The following is a 15,065-nucleotide window of genomic DNA, read 5'->3' as shown; positions in this document are numbered from 1 at the left end:
ATGGCTTGCAGCTTACCGTCATGGACTGGCCTGACGGCGTATCGATAGGAGATTATATGGAAATTATTGCGCATTTTCGAAAAGATGAGAACGGTCGGATTGTAGTGCAGCCTCTTCGAAATCACTTGGTGAATGTAGCCGAAAAGATGGAAGCGGCGGCGACACCTTGGGGCTTAGGAGCCCTGGCAAAGTTGACTGGCCTTTTGCATGATTTTTCTAAAAGTCAGAGTACGTCGAGTGGGGAGTGTATGCCTTTTCAGAAGTATATTCGATTAGCCCTTGAGGATCCTAAAAAGGCAGCTCACTATCGCGGCAAAATCGACCATTCGACCGGTGGCGCCCAGTTTTTAGGAAACCGTTATCGTCACCGTGAGGGATATTTTGTAGGGAAGACCATCAATTTAGCCGGCCTTTCTGTTATGTCTCATCATGGTGGCTTGGCGAATTTTTTGAGTGAGCGCGGTGAATCGGATTATGTACGGCGTATTCAAAAAGAAGGCGTTGAAACCGCAGAGGAAGAAGCCTATTTTTTTGAATCCGTCCTGTCACCGGCGGAGTTGGATGATTTGTTCAATAAGGCGCTTGATGAAGTTGAAAAATTGGATGGCTTCATCAATAAGGCGAGTAAAGCTGGCGGCAAGGATCAAAATAGTGAAGACCGAATTTATTGGTTTTACTGGGGCATGGTTGAAAGGCTGCTCTTCAGTTGGCTTGTGGACGCTGATCGATTGGATACGGCTGAGTTCATGGGAGGTTCCTCTTTGACCCAGGATTGGGACTACGATGAGCTGTGGAATCTCTTTTCCGGAAAATTGGAAGACCGGCTTCATTCCTTTGCCCTTCCGGCAGAGGGTAAGGCCAGGGCCATTGCTTTGGAGCGGCAAAAAATCAGTGATGCCTGCCAACATTTTGGAACGGAGAAACCGGGCATCTACTCTCTGTCGGTACCGACGGGGAGCGGAAAAACATTGGCCAGTATGCGCTTTGCCTTAGCTCAGGCTAAGAAATACCATAAAAAGCGAATCATCGTCGTCATTCCTTATACGTCCATCATCGATCAGAATGCCAAGGAAATCCGCGACGTATTCCAGTTTGATGAGGCCGTGTTGGAGCACCATTCCAACGTATTGCCGAAGGAAGACATGAGTGAGGAAGAACGGGACTGGCGGAAGTTATTGACCGAACGTTGGGATACGCCGGTTATTTTTACGACCCAGGTTCAGTTCCTCAACACATTGTTTGACAGCAGCTGTCAATCTGCTCGCCGTCTTCAGGCCTTGGCCGACAGCATCATCATTTTCGATGAAATTCAGACCCTTCCGGTAAAATGCACCTATATCTTTAATTTGGCTATGAATTTCTTAAAGGATTTTGCCGGCGTCACGGCCGTCCTCTGTACGGCGACGCAGCCTCAATTAGACCGTATGGACGTTCCCATTCATGTCGACAGTGAAATGATCGATAATTTAAACGACACCTTTGAAGCTTTTCAGAGGGTACGCTTCGAGTATTTGAAAGATGAACTGTATACAGCGGAAACGTTGGCTCCCCGGTTGCTGCACGATGCGAGGGAACGGGGCAGTGTCCTCTGTATCGTCAATCTGACCCGTCAGGCGCGAACGATTTATCAAGCGTTACAAAACTTGGTCAAAGAGAGTCAGGACGACGTCGACATCATTCACTTGAGTACTAAGATGTGCCCGGCCCATCGAAAGAATGAAATCGACCGCATGAGGGAGGCTTTGGCGGCTCTTCATGGTGGAACCTCGAAGCGCAGGCTCATCTGTATCTCAACGCAGCTGATTGAAGCCGGTGTCGACGTATCCTTCACGACGGTATATCGGGCTATGGCCGGCTTTGCTTCCATTGCCCAGGCAGCGGGCCGCTGCAACCGTCACGGTGAAATGGAATACGGAGTGGTCAAGGTTTTCCATTTGGAAGGGGAGAAGCTCGATAAGCTGCCCGATATCCAAACCGGTGTCAAAGTGGCTGCAGACTTGCTTCATACCATGGAGATTCAGGACATTCTCCAGCCGACGAATATGGCCCGCTACTTTGAAGCATATTATGCTGCTCAAGGAGAGCGCAATAAATCCTACGAATTGCCGAGCCGAAATACTTTGCTGGATTTACTTTCCCTTAATGAAGCGGGCTGGCAGGCTTGTAAAGAACTGGGTAATGGAGCAGATTTGGCATTACTCCGTGATACTCAGGCCTTTGGTGATGCCGGAAGAGCCTTTTATGTCATTGACTCGGCAACGAGCGGTATTGTCGTGCCTTATGGAGACGGGGCTGGTTTAATTACGGCTCTGAATGGTGAGGTTGAGGATCCTAAGAAACTCTTGGCCTTACTTAAGACGGCTCAGCAGTATACGGTCAATGCTTTTTCCTATGAAGTGGAACAGCTTCAGCGGATGGGGGCCATTTTTCAGACCTTGCAGGGACCACTGGCTTTGAACGCATCGAATTATGATCCGGCCATCGGTCTCAAATTAGAAGAACAGGCCAATCCACTTTGTAATTATTAAGGAGGGGATATTTTGCGAAATGAAATAACCTTTAAAGTGTACGGAAGGATGGCCTTATTCACCGATCCCATTACCCGCATGGGCGGTGAAAAAGCCTCCTATGCCGTGCCGACCTATCAGGCCTTGAAGGGTATCGTCGAAAGCTGCTATTGGAAACCTACGATTTGCTGGTTTATTGATGAGATGCGGGTCATGAATGAAATACGAACCCAGTCCCGAGGCGTAAAACCCATTGTTTACGGCGGCGGTAATGAACTCTCTATTTATAAGTATTTGAGCGATGTGTGCTATGAAGTAAAAGCACATTTCGAGTTCAATCTCCATCGGCCGGACCTTGCTTGCGACCGCAATGAAAATAAGCACCACAACATTGCCAAACGGATGGTCGAACGAGGCGGCCGCCGCGATATTTTCTTAGGCACGCGGGAATGTCAGGGCTATATCGAACCTGTCGCCTATGGCGAGGTCCCGGGATTTTATGACGATATCCCGGCCATTCCCTTAGGTACGATGTTCCACGGCTTTAACTATCCTGATGAAACGGGTCGCGACATGCTGCAGGTTCGGCTCTGGCAGCCGGTCATGGAACACGGCATCGTTCGCTTTATTCGGCCGGAAGCCTGCACCCTTGTGCGGGATATCCGCAAAGGGACGGCCAAAGTCTTTACCCCGGAAGATATCTGCCCTGTTGAAAGGGAAGAAGCCGGGTTGGAAGGAGAAAGCTTATGAGCTGGATTGCGCAGTTAGTTAAGACCTATGACGTAAATGCGTCCTTAGCCGGTAAGCCTGATGTCGCCGGCAGCAAGGCCGTCTTGCCTCCCATTGGGCATATTATCCAAAATGCCCAAATCGAAATCACCATCGACGGCGAGGGAAACTTCGTTCAGGCCAGGGCTCTTGCTAAAGAGGAACAGCCGACCCTTATGCCCAGCACTCCGGAGTCAGCCTCTCGGACGTCGAGTCCGGCACCACATCCACTGCATGACCGGCTGAACTACATTGCCCGTGACTATGACTTATATAGCGAGAAAAAAGCTAAAAAAGGCGGGAAAGAGGAGAAGCATCCTTATACCCTGTACGTAGAACTCTTAGGCAAGTGGGTTCAGTCACCATACAGCGATCCTAAGGTAGAAGCCGTCTATAAATACGTCACCCGACACGACGTAATCGATGACCTTTGTAAGGCCAATCCGCCGGTCCTCTATCGCGATGATAACGGAAAAATTATGCAGAAATGGCCGTATAAAGACAAAGACCGGGAGAAACCATTGATTTTTTCGGTAACAAGCGGTGATCTTTTAAAGGCCTTAGTACGGTTCCGCGTCATCCTTGCCGGTGATAAAACCGTCGAGTTGTGGAAGGATCAGCAGGTACAGCAGCAATATATAAAGTTTTTTGAGCATGAATTTCCTCAAGAGCCGGAACTTTGCTACGCAACGGGAAAAATGATGATGCCTGTCGATAAGCACGCCAAGGGCATTCGGTTTGCTGGTGATGGAGCTAAAATCATTTCCTCCAATGATAACGCCGGGTTTACCTTCCGCGGACGCTTTGAAAACGGAAATGAATGCTTGTCCATTGGCTATGAAACGTCGCAAAAGGCTATGAATGCCTTGATGTGGCTCGTTCGAAATCAAGGCTATAATTGCGATGGCCGTATCTTTTTGGCATGGAGTTCGAAACCGATTCCCGGTGTTTTTTCGGATACCGATTATCTGATGCATCGCCGAGGAGGGGGAACTTCGGAAGTTACACGGCCAGAGACCTTTAAACAATGGGCAGACAGCCTTACCAAGGCTATTACTGGCTACTACCATGAATTAAAAAAAGACCCGACTGTTCAGGCCAATGTCATGGTCCTCGATGCGGCAACACCGGGACGATTGTCGATTTGCTATTATGATGAATTTTCAGGAACTGATTTTACGAAACGAGTGGAAAAGTGGCATATTTCCGGCCGCTGGGCTCAACACAAATATGATAAAGAAAAAAATTCGTCCCTGCGCTATTTTGGCGTACCGTCACCTCGCAGCCTCATCAAAGCCTGTTACGGTGAAAACGTCAGTGATACAAAAATGAAGATGGAACTGGAACGCATCTTCTATTGCATCGTACAAGGCCGGCCTTTGCCGCTCAATCTCGAACGGTGTATCGTCCAACGCGTCGTCACCCGGGCAAATCAAGCGACCGGTGATAAATATTATCAGTGGAGGCAGGGAATTTTGGAACCTGCTTGTACCATAATTTGCAATCGATGGAATGAAGTCCATCCAGAGGAGGTATATACTGTGGCACTTGATGAAACGAATCGAAATCGTGATTATCTTTTTGGGAGAATGCTGGCTGTAGCCGATCAGTTGGAACGGTCCACTTTTAAGGGTGACGAACGGGGTTCACGGATTACGAACGCTATGAAGTATATGGAAGTCTTTTCCATGCGTCCGGCGACGACGTGGATGACCATTCACAATCGCCTGCTCCCGTATATGCAGAAACGGGAACCATACGGAGAAGAACGGAAACTTTTAGCCAAAATCATGAACCTTTTTCAAGAAGAAGATTTTGTCTCCGACGCCCCTTTGGGAAGTCGATTCCTGCTTGGATTCTACAGTCAGCAATTTTCTATTCAGCAGATCATTGAAGAACGGAAGAAAGAAAAAGCGTTGAGAGAAAGTAAGAATGCAGACAATAATACAACGAATCAGTCAGATGAAACGAAATAGGGAGGAATTATCATGACTACATTAGCAAACAAAATTGACTTTATTGGCTTCATTACCGTAGACCATGCCAATCCCAATGGGGATCCTTTGAACGGGAATCAGCCGCGCAGTGATTACGACGGCTACGGTGAAATTTCTGACGTCTGCATTAAGCGCAAGATTCGTAATCGCCTGCAGGATATGGGCGAACGGATTTTAGTTCAGTCCAACGAACGCTGTGATGACGGTTGTGACAGTATCCGGACTAGAGTAGAGAGTGAAGAAGCCATGAAAAAGCCCTTGGCTATGAAAGAAAAAGATACGGGACGAGCAAAATTATTTGCTGACGAAGCCTGCAAAATTTGGACTGATGTCCGTGCCTTTGGTCAGGTCTTTGCCCTTAAAAAGGCGACAGGGATTGACGCTGTTTCTATTGGTGTGCGCGGTCCTGTGTCAGTTCATACGGCAGTCAGCCTGAATCCGGTCATCATTACCAGCATGCAGATTACAAAAAGCGTTAACACTGAACCGGGGGATAAAAAAGGTTCCGATACGATGGGGATGAAACATCGCGTTGACTTCGGCGTCTATAAAATCGTCGGCAGCATCAACGTCCAATCGGCTGAAAAAACGGGCTTTAGCGAAGAAGATTCAGAAAAGGTAAAAGAAGCCTTGGTCACCTTATTTGAAAACGATGCTTCCTCAGCTCGGCCGGAAGGCAGTATTGAAATGACGAAATTCTATTGGGTTCGCCATAACAATAAAACCGGTAACGCCTCGTCGGCCCGAGTTCATCATAGTATTACGTCTAACTTGAAAGAAGACGTTACGGCCCCTCATACCTTTGACGACTACGCCATCGATGACAGCGCCTTGAAGAATATCGAAGGCCTCAATATTGAAATCTATCAAGAAGGCGAAAAAATCCAGTAAGTAATGCTGGAAAAGGGAATCCGATTTTTGCAATGGTAGGCGGATATGGTGTCAAAATCTATGCCGGAGATTGCGAATCGCAACCTGTGTAAAAGTAAATTATACAGTGCGAAGGTGTAGTGAACACCATATCAGCCACCAAAAGTCTTAAACAAAACATAAAAAATCTGATGAAATCCCTAAATTTAGTAAGAAAGAACCGTATCTGTGGCATTATACCCCATGGATACAAGCAAAAGAGACGGTAAAACTGTCCTTTTGCCGTCGCACCTCACACGAGGTGCGTGGATTGAAACGATGTCGGCAAAAGTGGTCAACGTGTAGCTACTGTCGCACCTCACACGAGGTGCGTGGATTGAAACTTGATGCACACCCTTGGTGTTCGCGGCATGGCCGTCGCACCTCACACGAGGTGCGTGGATTGAAACAAGAATGGATGCGGTAGCCGTCTAGGTACGACGAGTCGCACCTCACACGAGGTGCGTGGATTGAAACACGTCAAACCAGCATATTATGCTGAACTCAGAGAGTCGCACCTCACACGAGGTGCGTGGATTGAAACGCTTCCATACATCTTTATCGCCCTTTCCCCGATTGTCGCACCTCACACGAGGTGCGTGGATTGAAACCAAAACCTATTAACACGATATAAAGCACATCGGAAGTCGCACCTCACACGAGGTGCGTGGATTGAAACTCTTTTGCTTGTTATGACTGGCGGCGTTACTAATCGTCGCACCTCACACGAGGTGCGTGGATTGAAACAACTTCGACGATGATGATGACGGCAAATCAAAGAGTCGCACCTCACACGAGGTGCGTGGATTGAAACTACGCTTTTGACAGCAAGGCCGATAGGGATGCTTGGGTCGCACCTCACACGAGGTGCGTGGATTGAAACCTGTTCGGGCTGATAGGTGGCGGTATTAATAAGGCGTCGCACCTCACACGAGGTGCGTGGATTGAAACAAAAAGTAGTCGGCTTCTTCGTTAGTTAATACCAGGTCGCACCTCACACGAGGTGCGTGGATTGAAACTTATCTCCTTATTTTTAGTTGCTGTCCCGGATAGTCGCACCTCACACGAGGTGCGTGGATTGAAACCACAATGCGCGGAGACTGGCGGAAACAGAGACCGCGTCGCACCTCACACGAGGTGCGTGGATTGAAACGTATTTCCCGAAGCGCGTCCACTCACCGCCGGCGTCGCACCTCACACGAGGTGCGTGGATTGAAACACAGAATGGACATTTTAGAAAAAGAGGTCGAAAAGTCGCACCTCACACGAGGTGCGTGGATTGAAACCGTTGGCTAGAAGTCGTAATAACAATGGCAATAGCGTCGCACCTCACACGAGGTGCGTGGATTGAAACTACAAGCTGTAAAAAGCGTTGACCAATTTCACGATGTCGCACCTCACACGAGGTGCGTGGATTGAAACAAGACGGCGACACTATTTGGGGTATAGCCCGCCGTCGCACCTCACACGAGGTGCGTGGATTGAAACCAGTTCTACGGTGCGGCCAGGACAGGACGCTTCGGTCGCACCTCACACGAGGTGCGTGGATTGAAACAATTCTAAGCTGAATCGAAACGGTGCTGATTTCACAGTCGCACCTCACACGAGGTGCGTGGATTGAAACGACTCTGTTGATCGTGGCTATTGCACGATGGCCCGTCGCACCTCACACGAGGTGCGTGGATTGAAACCGGTGGAACGATGACGGCGCCGATGCAACCTATGTCGCACCTCACACGAGGTGCGTGGATTGAAACTTGGAAGTCATCTACGGTGTTAGTGTCTTGCGTATCGTCGCACCTCACACGAGGTGCGTGGATTGAAACAATACATAATTCAGATTAAAACAATATGAGTGAGTCGCACCTCACACGAGGTGCGTGGATTGAAACTGCGTATAACGCCGGGCACCCGACAGACTCGAAGTCGCACCTCACACGAGGTGCGTGGATTGAAACAAACTAAAAGAGAAAAAACAGTTAAATAGATATTGTCGCACCTCACACGAGGTGCGTGGATTGAAACTTCGCCGTTTTTTAGCGGCCGGATATCTTCGCGGTCGCACCTCACACGAGGTGCGTGGATTGAAACGAAGCACGTTACATATCGACGCAAGGTCCTTTTTTGTCGCACCTCACACGAGGTGCGTGGATTGAAACGTTGATATATCGTAATTGCGTCGGAGTTGGATTGTCGCACCTCACACGAGGTGCGTGGATTGAAACCCGCAGTCCTTCCGGCAAAGATACAGGTAATGCTGTCGCACCTCACACGAGGTGCGTGGATTGAAACATCTCCAGTTAGTGCTGGATACATGTGGACTCGCGTCGCACCTCACACGAGGTGCGTGGATTGAAACGCTAAATATCAGCAAGAAATAGATGAAATAATGGGTCGCACCTCACACGAGGTGCGTGGATTGAAACGCCCAAGCGGGCGTTACCATCCATCCGCGACTTACGTCGCACCTCACACGAGGTGCGTGGATTGAAACTGCTTAAAAATTTTAGGACCCCGGGGGGATCATCGTCGCACCTCACACGAGGTGCGTGGATTGAAACGCGCCGGATTGGTGCTACCCGCAGGACGGAGAACGTCGCACCTCACACGAGGTGCGTGGATTGAAACTTTTGTAATTTAATAGATGCTAAAGGTTATGGTTGTCGCACCTCACACGAGGTGCGTGGATTGAAACAGCTTTGCATTTTTGCGATTGTAGCTCTGTCAAACGTCGCACCTCACACGAGGTGCGTGGATTGAAACCCGGCTCTGCTCCGCTGTCCAGTACCTTGTTAAGTGTCGCACCTCACACGAGGTGCGTGGATTGAAACATCGTCTCAATCTGCTTGGTGAGCTCCTCGTTGTGTCGCACCTCACACGAGGTGCGTGGATTGAAACACTATGAACCCATTTCCGACACTGTTTCTGAGCGTCGCACCTCACACGAGGTGCGTGGATTGAAACGCTTTTGAAACAAAGGAAGCCCGGGACGCTTGGGGTCGCACCTCACACGAGGTGCGTGGATTGAAACGACAAGGCGTTTCGGCGCCGGTTGAAGCTCATTGGTCGCACCTCACACGAGGTGCGTGGATTGAAACAGTTGGAATACCGTTTAAAGACGGCGGCCGGTCCGTCGCACCTCACACGAGGTGCGTGGATTGAAACTTGACGCTTGATTACCCGTCCGTAAATGTTACAGTCGCACCTCACACGAGGTGCGTGGATTGAAACAGCATAACGGACCGGAAGCGGGATAAGAATTGAGTCGCACCTCACACGAGGTGCGTGGATTGAAACCTGGCCGATACGATGTACTCTATCTTCCGCCTGCATGTCGCACCTCACACGAGGTGCGTGGATTGAAACGCCTGCCCATCTCTACAATGTGTTACCTTGGGACGTCGCACCTCACACGAGGTGCGTGGATTGAAACGCCGTCAAAAACTAACAATCGCGATTCATCTACCGTCGCACCTCACACGAGGTGCGTGGATTGAAACGCATGGAATTGCTTGCGAATTAAGTTGTGATAGCGTCGCACCTCACACGAGGTGCGTGGATTGAAACCCGAAGACGGATGCAATGCCGATGCAAGCGGTAAGGTCGCACCTCACACGAGGTGCGTGGATTGAAACATGGAATCGTTGTTGAGGGGATCAAATTAACCAAGGTCGCACCTCACACGAGGTGCGTGGATTGAAACCTGTACCTGTCTTTCTATCGGGCTTTAGCCCGATGTCGCACCTCACACGAGGTGCGTGGATTGAAACTTCGTCAAATGCTCTCTCATTTATGTATTTCAACGTCGCACCTCACACGAGGTGCGTGGATTGAAACGACGCAGGACTGATAGAATGCATCCTGCTGGTCGCCGTCGCACCTCACACGAGGTGCGTGGATTGAAACATAATCATCCAATCCGAGGTCGTCATCATCGATCGTCGCACCTCACACGAGGTGCGTGGATTGAAACATGAGGGCTGATTTTGATGCGTCGAAATCCAATAGTCGCACCTCACACGAGGTGCGTGGATTGAAACGCCATTGGCGGCTACCTGACGTTTTTGGCGGCTGTCGCACCTCACACGAGGTGCGTGGATTGAAACGGCGACCTTGGCGGGAAGTTTGGAAACTACCTGAGTCGCACCTCACACGAGGTGCGTGGATTGAAACGCTGTAAGGGGGTATCATATGACGGCCAAAGAGTGTCGCACCTCACACGAGGTGCGTGGATTGAAACTGGTTCGCGCCAGCAGCTGCTGGTTTTTCCTCTAGGTCGCACCTCACACGAGGTGCGTGGATTGAAACATTCTGTGCCTTCATGTGCTCGGCTTCCGAAATAGTCGCACCTCACACGAGGTGCGTGGATTGAAACCGGACCCCTGCTGCGGGGTTGCGATACAGCAGCCGTCGCACCTCACACGAGGTGCGTGGATTGAAACAAAAACAGGTCACGCAAGCCCTTAAGCTTGTCGTGTCGCACCTCACACGAGGTGCGTGGATTGAAACGCCTGCTCTTTTGAATGGGCGTTTTTAGTTGACCGTCGCACCTCACACGAGGTGCGTGGATTGAAACTTTTATGCGCAAAAAGGAGTGATGATGATGTGCGTCGCACCTCACACGAGGTGCGTGGATTGAAACTAGTAGAAAAAGAAACGAATAAAATTAAGGCTATCCGGTCGCACCTCACACGAGGTGCGTGGATTGAAACGAACTGTCCATCCAGGCGGAGGACCTCAGCAGCTAGTCGCACCTCACACGAGGTGCGTGGATTGAAACCGTACAGACTCGGTCAAATTGGTTGCAGAAATGGTCGCACCTCACACGAGGTGCGTGGATTGAAACATTCATTGTTTTGCCTCCTTATTTAACAACAATTGTCGCACCTCACACGAGGTGCGTGGATTGAAACCGCTATCGCTATGATGACGTTCCAGCGCGGCCAGCGTCGCACCTCACACGAGGTGCGTGGATTGAAACAATGTGATCTTTGTCGTCATATTCAATACCTAGGAGTCGCACCTCACACGAGGTGCGTGGATTGAAACGCCCTCTTTGACCTCGCGCGTTTGCGTGCCGCCAAGTCGCACCTCACACGAGGTGCGTGGATTGAAACTCTGCTCCTTCCGTTAATGTAGATAAGTCGTAGCCGGGTCGCACCTCACACGAGGTGCGTGGATTGAAACATAAATTTGAAAAAATAAGGGAGGTAATATCATGTCGCACCTCACACGAGGTGCGTGGATTGAAACCATTTATGCCTCCTATAATGTCATTCCGTCTAAAGTCGCACCTCACACGAGGTGCGTGGATTGAAACAATCAGCATCTTAACGTTGTCCACCGTAAACATGAGTCGCACCTCACACGAGGTGCGTGGATTGAAACCATCTGTGAAAAGTCGAATTGCTCACTTCCTAGCGTCGCACCTCACACGAGGTGCGTGGATTGAAACATCAAGTATTTTGTTGCGTTGATGCGGCCACGACGTCGCACCTCACACGAGGTGCGTGGATTGAAACGTTAACCGGCGTATCGCGGAAAAACGAAAATTCTAGTCGCACCTCACACGAGGTGCGTGGATTGAAACAATTTATCTGCAACCCGCGGATCATTAATAGGCGTCGCACCTCACACGAGGTGCGTGGATTGAAACATCTACCAAAAACGATCCCCCGTTATAGCTCACGGTCGCACCTCACACGAGGTGCGTGGATTGAAACATCTTGTCGGCAAGCTTGATGGAGAAATTACCCTGTCGCACCTCACACGAGGTGCGTGGATTGAAACCTCAAGCAAGAATACGACGCCGGGAATTGGAGCGGTCGCACCTCACACGAGGTGCGTGGATTGAAACCGTGATAAGCTGCAATACCTCGTTTTGGATGCTCGTCGCACCTCACACGAGGTGCGTGGATTGAAACCAGAAAATTGCATATCGCTACGGGGGCGAGCCGGTCGCACCTCACACGAGGTGCGTGGATTGAAACTTCGGCTTCCGGCACCGGGACGTCAAATTCTTTGGTCGCACCTCGCAAGAGGTGCGTGGATTGAAACGGGATCGCCGGACCGCACGGACTAACCGGTGACAGAGTCGCACCTCGCAAGAGGTGCGTGGATTGAAACTTTTTGGAATTTTCTCGAAATAGACCGATATTGGGTCGCACCTCGCAAGAGGTGCGTGGATTGAAACACCGTTCCACTCAATCCCGTCGCCCGTGGGCATCTGTCGCACCTCGCAAGAGGTGCGTGGATTGAAACATTTACAGTCCGACTCCATCGTCCTGACCAAAAAGTCGCACCTCGCAAGAGGTGCGTGGATTGAAACGCCATAACTATGTGAGTATCGCTTAACAAGCTTATTGTCGCACCTCGCAAGAGGTGCGTGGATTGAAACGTCGATGCGTCCGCTATTATCGAGTGTAGACGGCGTCGCACCTCGCAAGAGGTGCGTGGATTGAAACAGCAGCTTGACGAGTCGGCCGTAAATGAGGTTTTCAGTCGCACCTCGCAAGAGGTGCGTGGATTGAAACTCGAAACGAATTTGTAGTTGAAAATGGCCGCCTGTCGCACCTCGCAAGAGGTGCGTGGATTGAAACGCGAAAAACTGATAGATGAATTAAGTTTCGGCCACGGTCGCACCTCGCAAGAGGTGCGTGGATTGAAACATATGTCTCGTAGTTGTCATCGATATCATGATAGTCGCACCTCACACGAGGTGCGTGGATTGAAACATGCGCTCGTCATCGAGCGCGTTGGGATAGGCCAGGTCGCACCTCACACGAGGTGCGTGGATTGAAACGACGTTGTGACACGCGCCGGGGTACTAACCGGCAGTCGCACCTCACACGAGGTGCGTGGATTGAAACGGAATCTGGAATTGCAGCTTTGCCGGTGTGCAGTGTCGCACCTCACACGAGGTGCGTGGATTGAAACGCAGTCGGAACAAGGTGCTTACAGTAAAATGAAAGTCGCACCTCACACGAGGTGCGTGGATTGAAACACCAGCACCACGAAAAACAAAACGAATGACTTCGTCGCACCTTACACGAGGTGCGTGGATTGAAACGAAGAGCAAACATCAGATACGATTGAAAAGCGATGTCGCACCTCACACGAGGTGCGTGGATTGAAACTATGACTCTCCAAACAGCATTATCAAGGCAGCTCTCGTCGCACCTCACACGAGGTGCGTGGATTGAAACGTGGTCGACAATAGCGGGCTGGACACGGGCTTCGTCGCACCTCACACGAGGTGCGTGGATTGAAACTTCTCTTTCTTTTTCGGCCCGTTTACGAGCTGCTTGTCGCACCTCACACGAGGTGCGTGGATTGAAACTCTCGGGATGCGGATGTTAGCCGCTTCCCGGTAATGTCGCACCTCACACGAGGTGCGTGGATTGAAACCGCTGCCGCCATAACGTCCAAGATAACGTTTCTAGGGTCGCACCTCACACGAGGTGCGTGGATTGAAACACTTACTTGTCCCGGGACCGTTGGTACGCGACAAAGTCGCACCTCACACGAGGTGCGTGGATTGAAACATCGCCCTGTAAGACGCCAGACGATAACGCTTGAGTCGCACCTCACACGAGGTGCGTGGATTGAAACGGGAACATTGGGCGTATAATAGGGCTATATAATGGTCGCACCTCACACGAGGTGCGTGGATTGAAACTCCGCCGTCGATAAGATACAGCTGCGCCCATAGATGTCGCACCTCACACGAGGTGCGTGGATTGAAACTGCCCTTGCCGGCAAAGTCTTGCATTGGCCTGTAGTCGCACCTCACACGAGGTGCGTGGATTGAAACACGCCGTCGGCTGCCAATATCATGGCGCAGTTAGTCGCACCTCACACGAGGTGCGTGGATTGAAACTTCTACTAATTCCGTCGGGGTCCACTATCTTATTGTCGCACCTCACACGAGGTGCGTGGATTGAAATATACAGCATCCTAGCAGCTTTTGTTTGAAAAGTCGTCGCACCTTTCATAGGTGTGTGGATTGAAACATCGCTGAAACATTCGTCCTGACCTATTATTTTATCGTCGCACCCTTCACGGGTGCGTGGATTGCAACCTTTACCTTGTGTATTTATTGTCGTATTGCTATAACGTCGATGAACGTCTATTGCAAACGGTCCCCAGGAGTCGCGATGTAATGACGTATAAAGAGGCGCACTTATTATGTAGATGTATTGAAGGATAGGATGGTGTTATTTATGAATTTTATATTATGGGCCGTATTCTTTTTTCTTATTGGTCTTGGTAAATACTCCATAGGAGAAATAAAAAGAAAAAATAAGACTAAAGGTATTACACTTCTTATTATCACTATCGCTCTCATGATTGCTTGGTTTGTTTTAAAAGGGTATCGATCCTATCATCGAATGTATTAAGTAGGCTTATACAAATTTCCAGAATAACCCGTCTATTATCTTCATTCACGGCCAGGTTAATGTCAGGAGGTAACTATGGGTAAGATGGAATACAATTTTACATGCCTCCAAAAAGCCAAGGTCTGTCGGAGAACAACTTTTAGATAATATTAAACGGAGTTCTATTCCAGCTTCGCCGCCGGCATTCGGCCTTGTAGGTCGCACCTTGCAAGAGGTGCGTGGATTGAAACGACATCATCGGAAACCAAAAGATAAAAGTTGCGCGTCGCACCCTTTGTGGGGGGCGTGGATTGAAACACCCTTATGACAATCGTAATTCCATACGTATGAGTCGCATCCGCCATGGGTGCGTGGATTGAAACAACTTGAAAAAGTGTTGGGTATTCCGGCTACATGTCGCACCCTTCATGGGTGCGTGAATCAAAAAATGGGCTCTTTGTCAAATATTGGGGTGCCAACTAAATCATCCACCGCGAATGGACGTG

Annotated in this window: 4 protein-coding genes and 1 CRISPR repeat array; all 4 genes read left to right on the top strand. The window is 49.9% G+C overall.

Annotated features, from left to right (window positions below):
- Positions 1–56 precede the first annotated feature (56 nt).
- From cas3 to cas7c, 4 genes are read left to right on the top strand one after another with little or no spacing between them, the layout of a single operon-like run.
- Complete coding sequence (gene cas3, locus QZQ46_RS03035; RefSeq protein ID WP_296826702.1) at positions 57–2,528, top strand: CRISPR-associated helicase Cas3'; 2,472 nt, start codon at positions 57–59, stop codon at positions 2,526–2,528.
- A 12-nt stretch (positions 2,529–2,540) separates the two neighbouring features.
- Positions 2,541–3,257, top strand: a complete 717-nt coding sequence (cas5c, locus tag QZQ46_RS03030; protein ID WP_296826700.1) for a type I-C CRISPR-associated protein Cas5c — start codon at positions 2,541–2,543, stop codon at positions 3,255–3,257.
- Positions 3,254–5,251 (top strand): type I-C CRISPR-associated protein Cas8c/Csd1, encoded by a 1,998-nt coding sequence (gene cas8c, locus QZQ46_RS03025; protein WP_296826698.1) that lies wholly within the window; start codon positions 3,254–3,256, stop codon positions 5,249–5,251. Before cas5c ends, cas8c begins: the two co-directional genes overlap by 4 nt.
- A 12-nt stretch (positions 5,252–5,263) precedes the next feature.
- Complete coding sequence (gene cas7c / locus QZQ46_RS03020) at positions 5,264–6,163, top strand: type I-C CRISPR-associated protein Cas7/Csd2 (protein WP_296826696.1); 900 nt, start codon at positions 5,264–5,266, stop codon at positions 6,161–6,163.
- A gap of 263 nt (positions 6,164–6,426) precedes the next feature.
- A CRISPR array of direct repeats spans positions 6,427–14,261; the repeat unit is 33 nt; unit sequence GTCGCACCTCACACGAGGTGCGTGGATTGAAAC.
- Between the last annotated feature and the right edge of the window lie 804 nt (positions 14,262–15,065).

The sequence above is a fragment of the uncultured Megasphaera sp. genome (assembly GCF_900539295.1).
In the GTDB taxonomy this organism is placed as follows: domain Bacteria; phylum Bacillota; class Negativicutes; order Veillonellales; family Megasphaeraceae; genus Megasphaera.
Note: the sequence above shows the minus strand (reverse complement) of the source record. Positions and strands in the feature narration are given on the sequence as shown.

What these genes read in the sequence shown, in the direction of transcription:
- cas8c (WP_296826698.1), top strand. Translation starts at nt 3,254, where the DNA reads ATGAGCTGGATTGCGCAGTTAGTTAAGACCTATGACGTAAATGCGTCC.
- cas7c (WP_296826696.1), top strand. Translation starts at nt 5,264, where the DNA reads ATGACTACATTAGCAAACAAAATTGACTTTATTGGCTTCATTACCGTA.
- cas3 (WP_296826702.1), top strand. Translation starts at nt 57, where the DNA reads ATGGAAATTATTGCGCATTTTCGAAAAGATGAGAACGGTCGGATTGTA.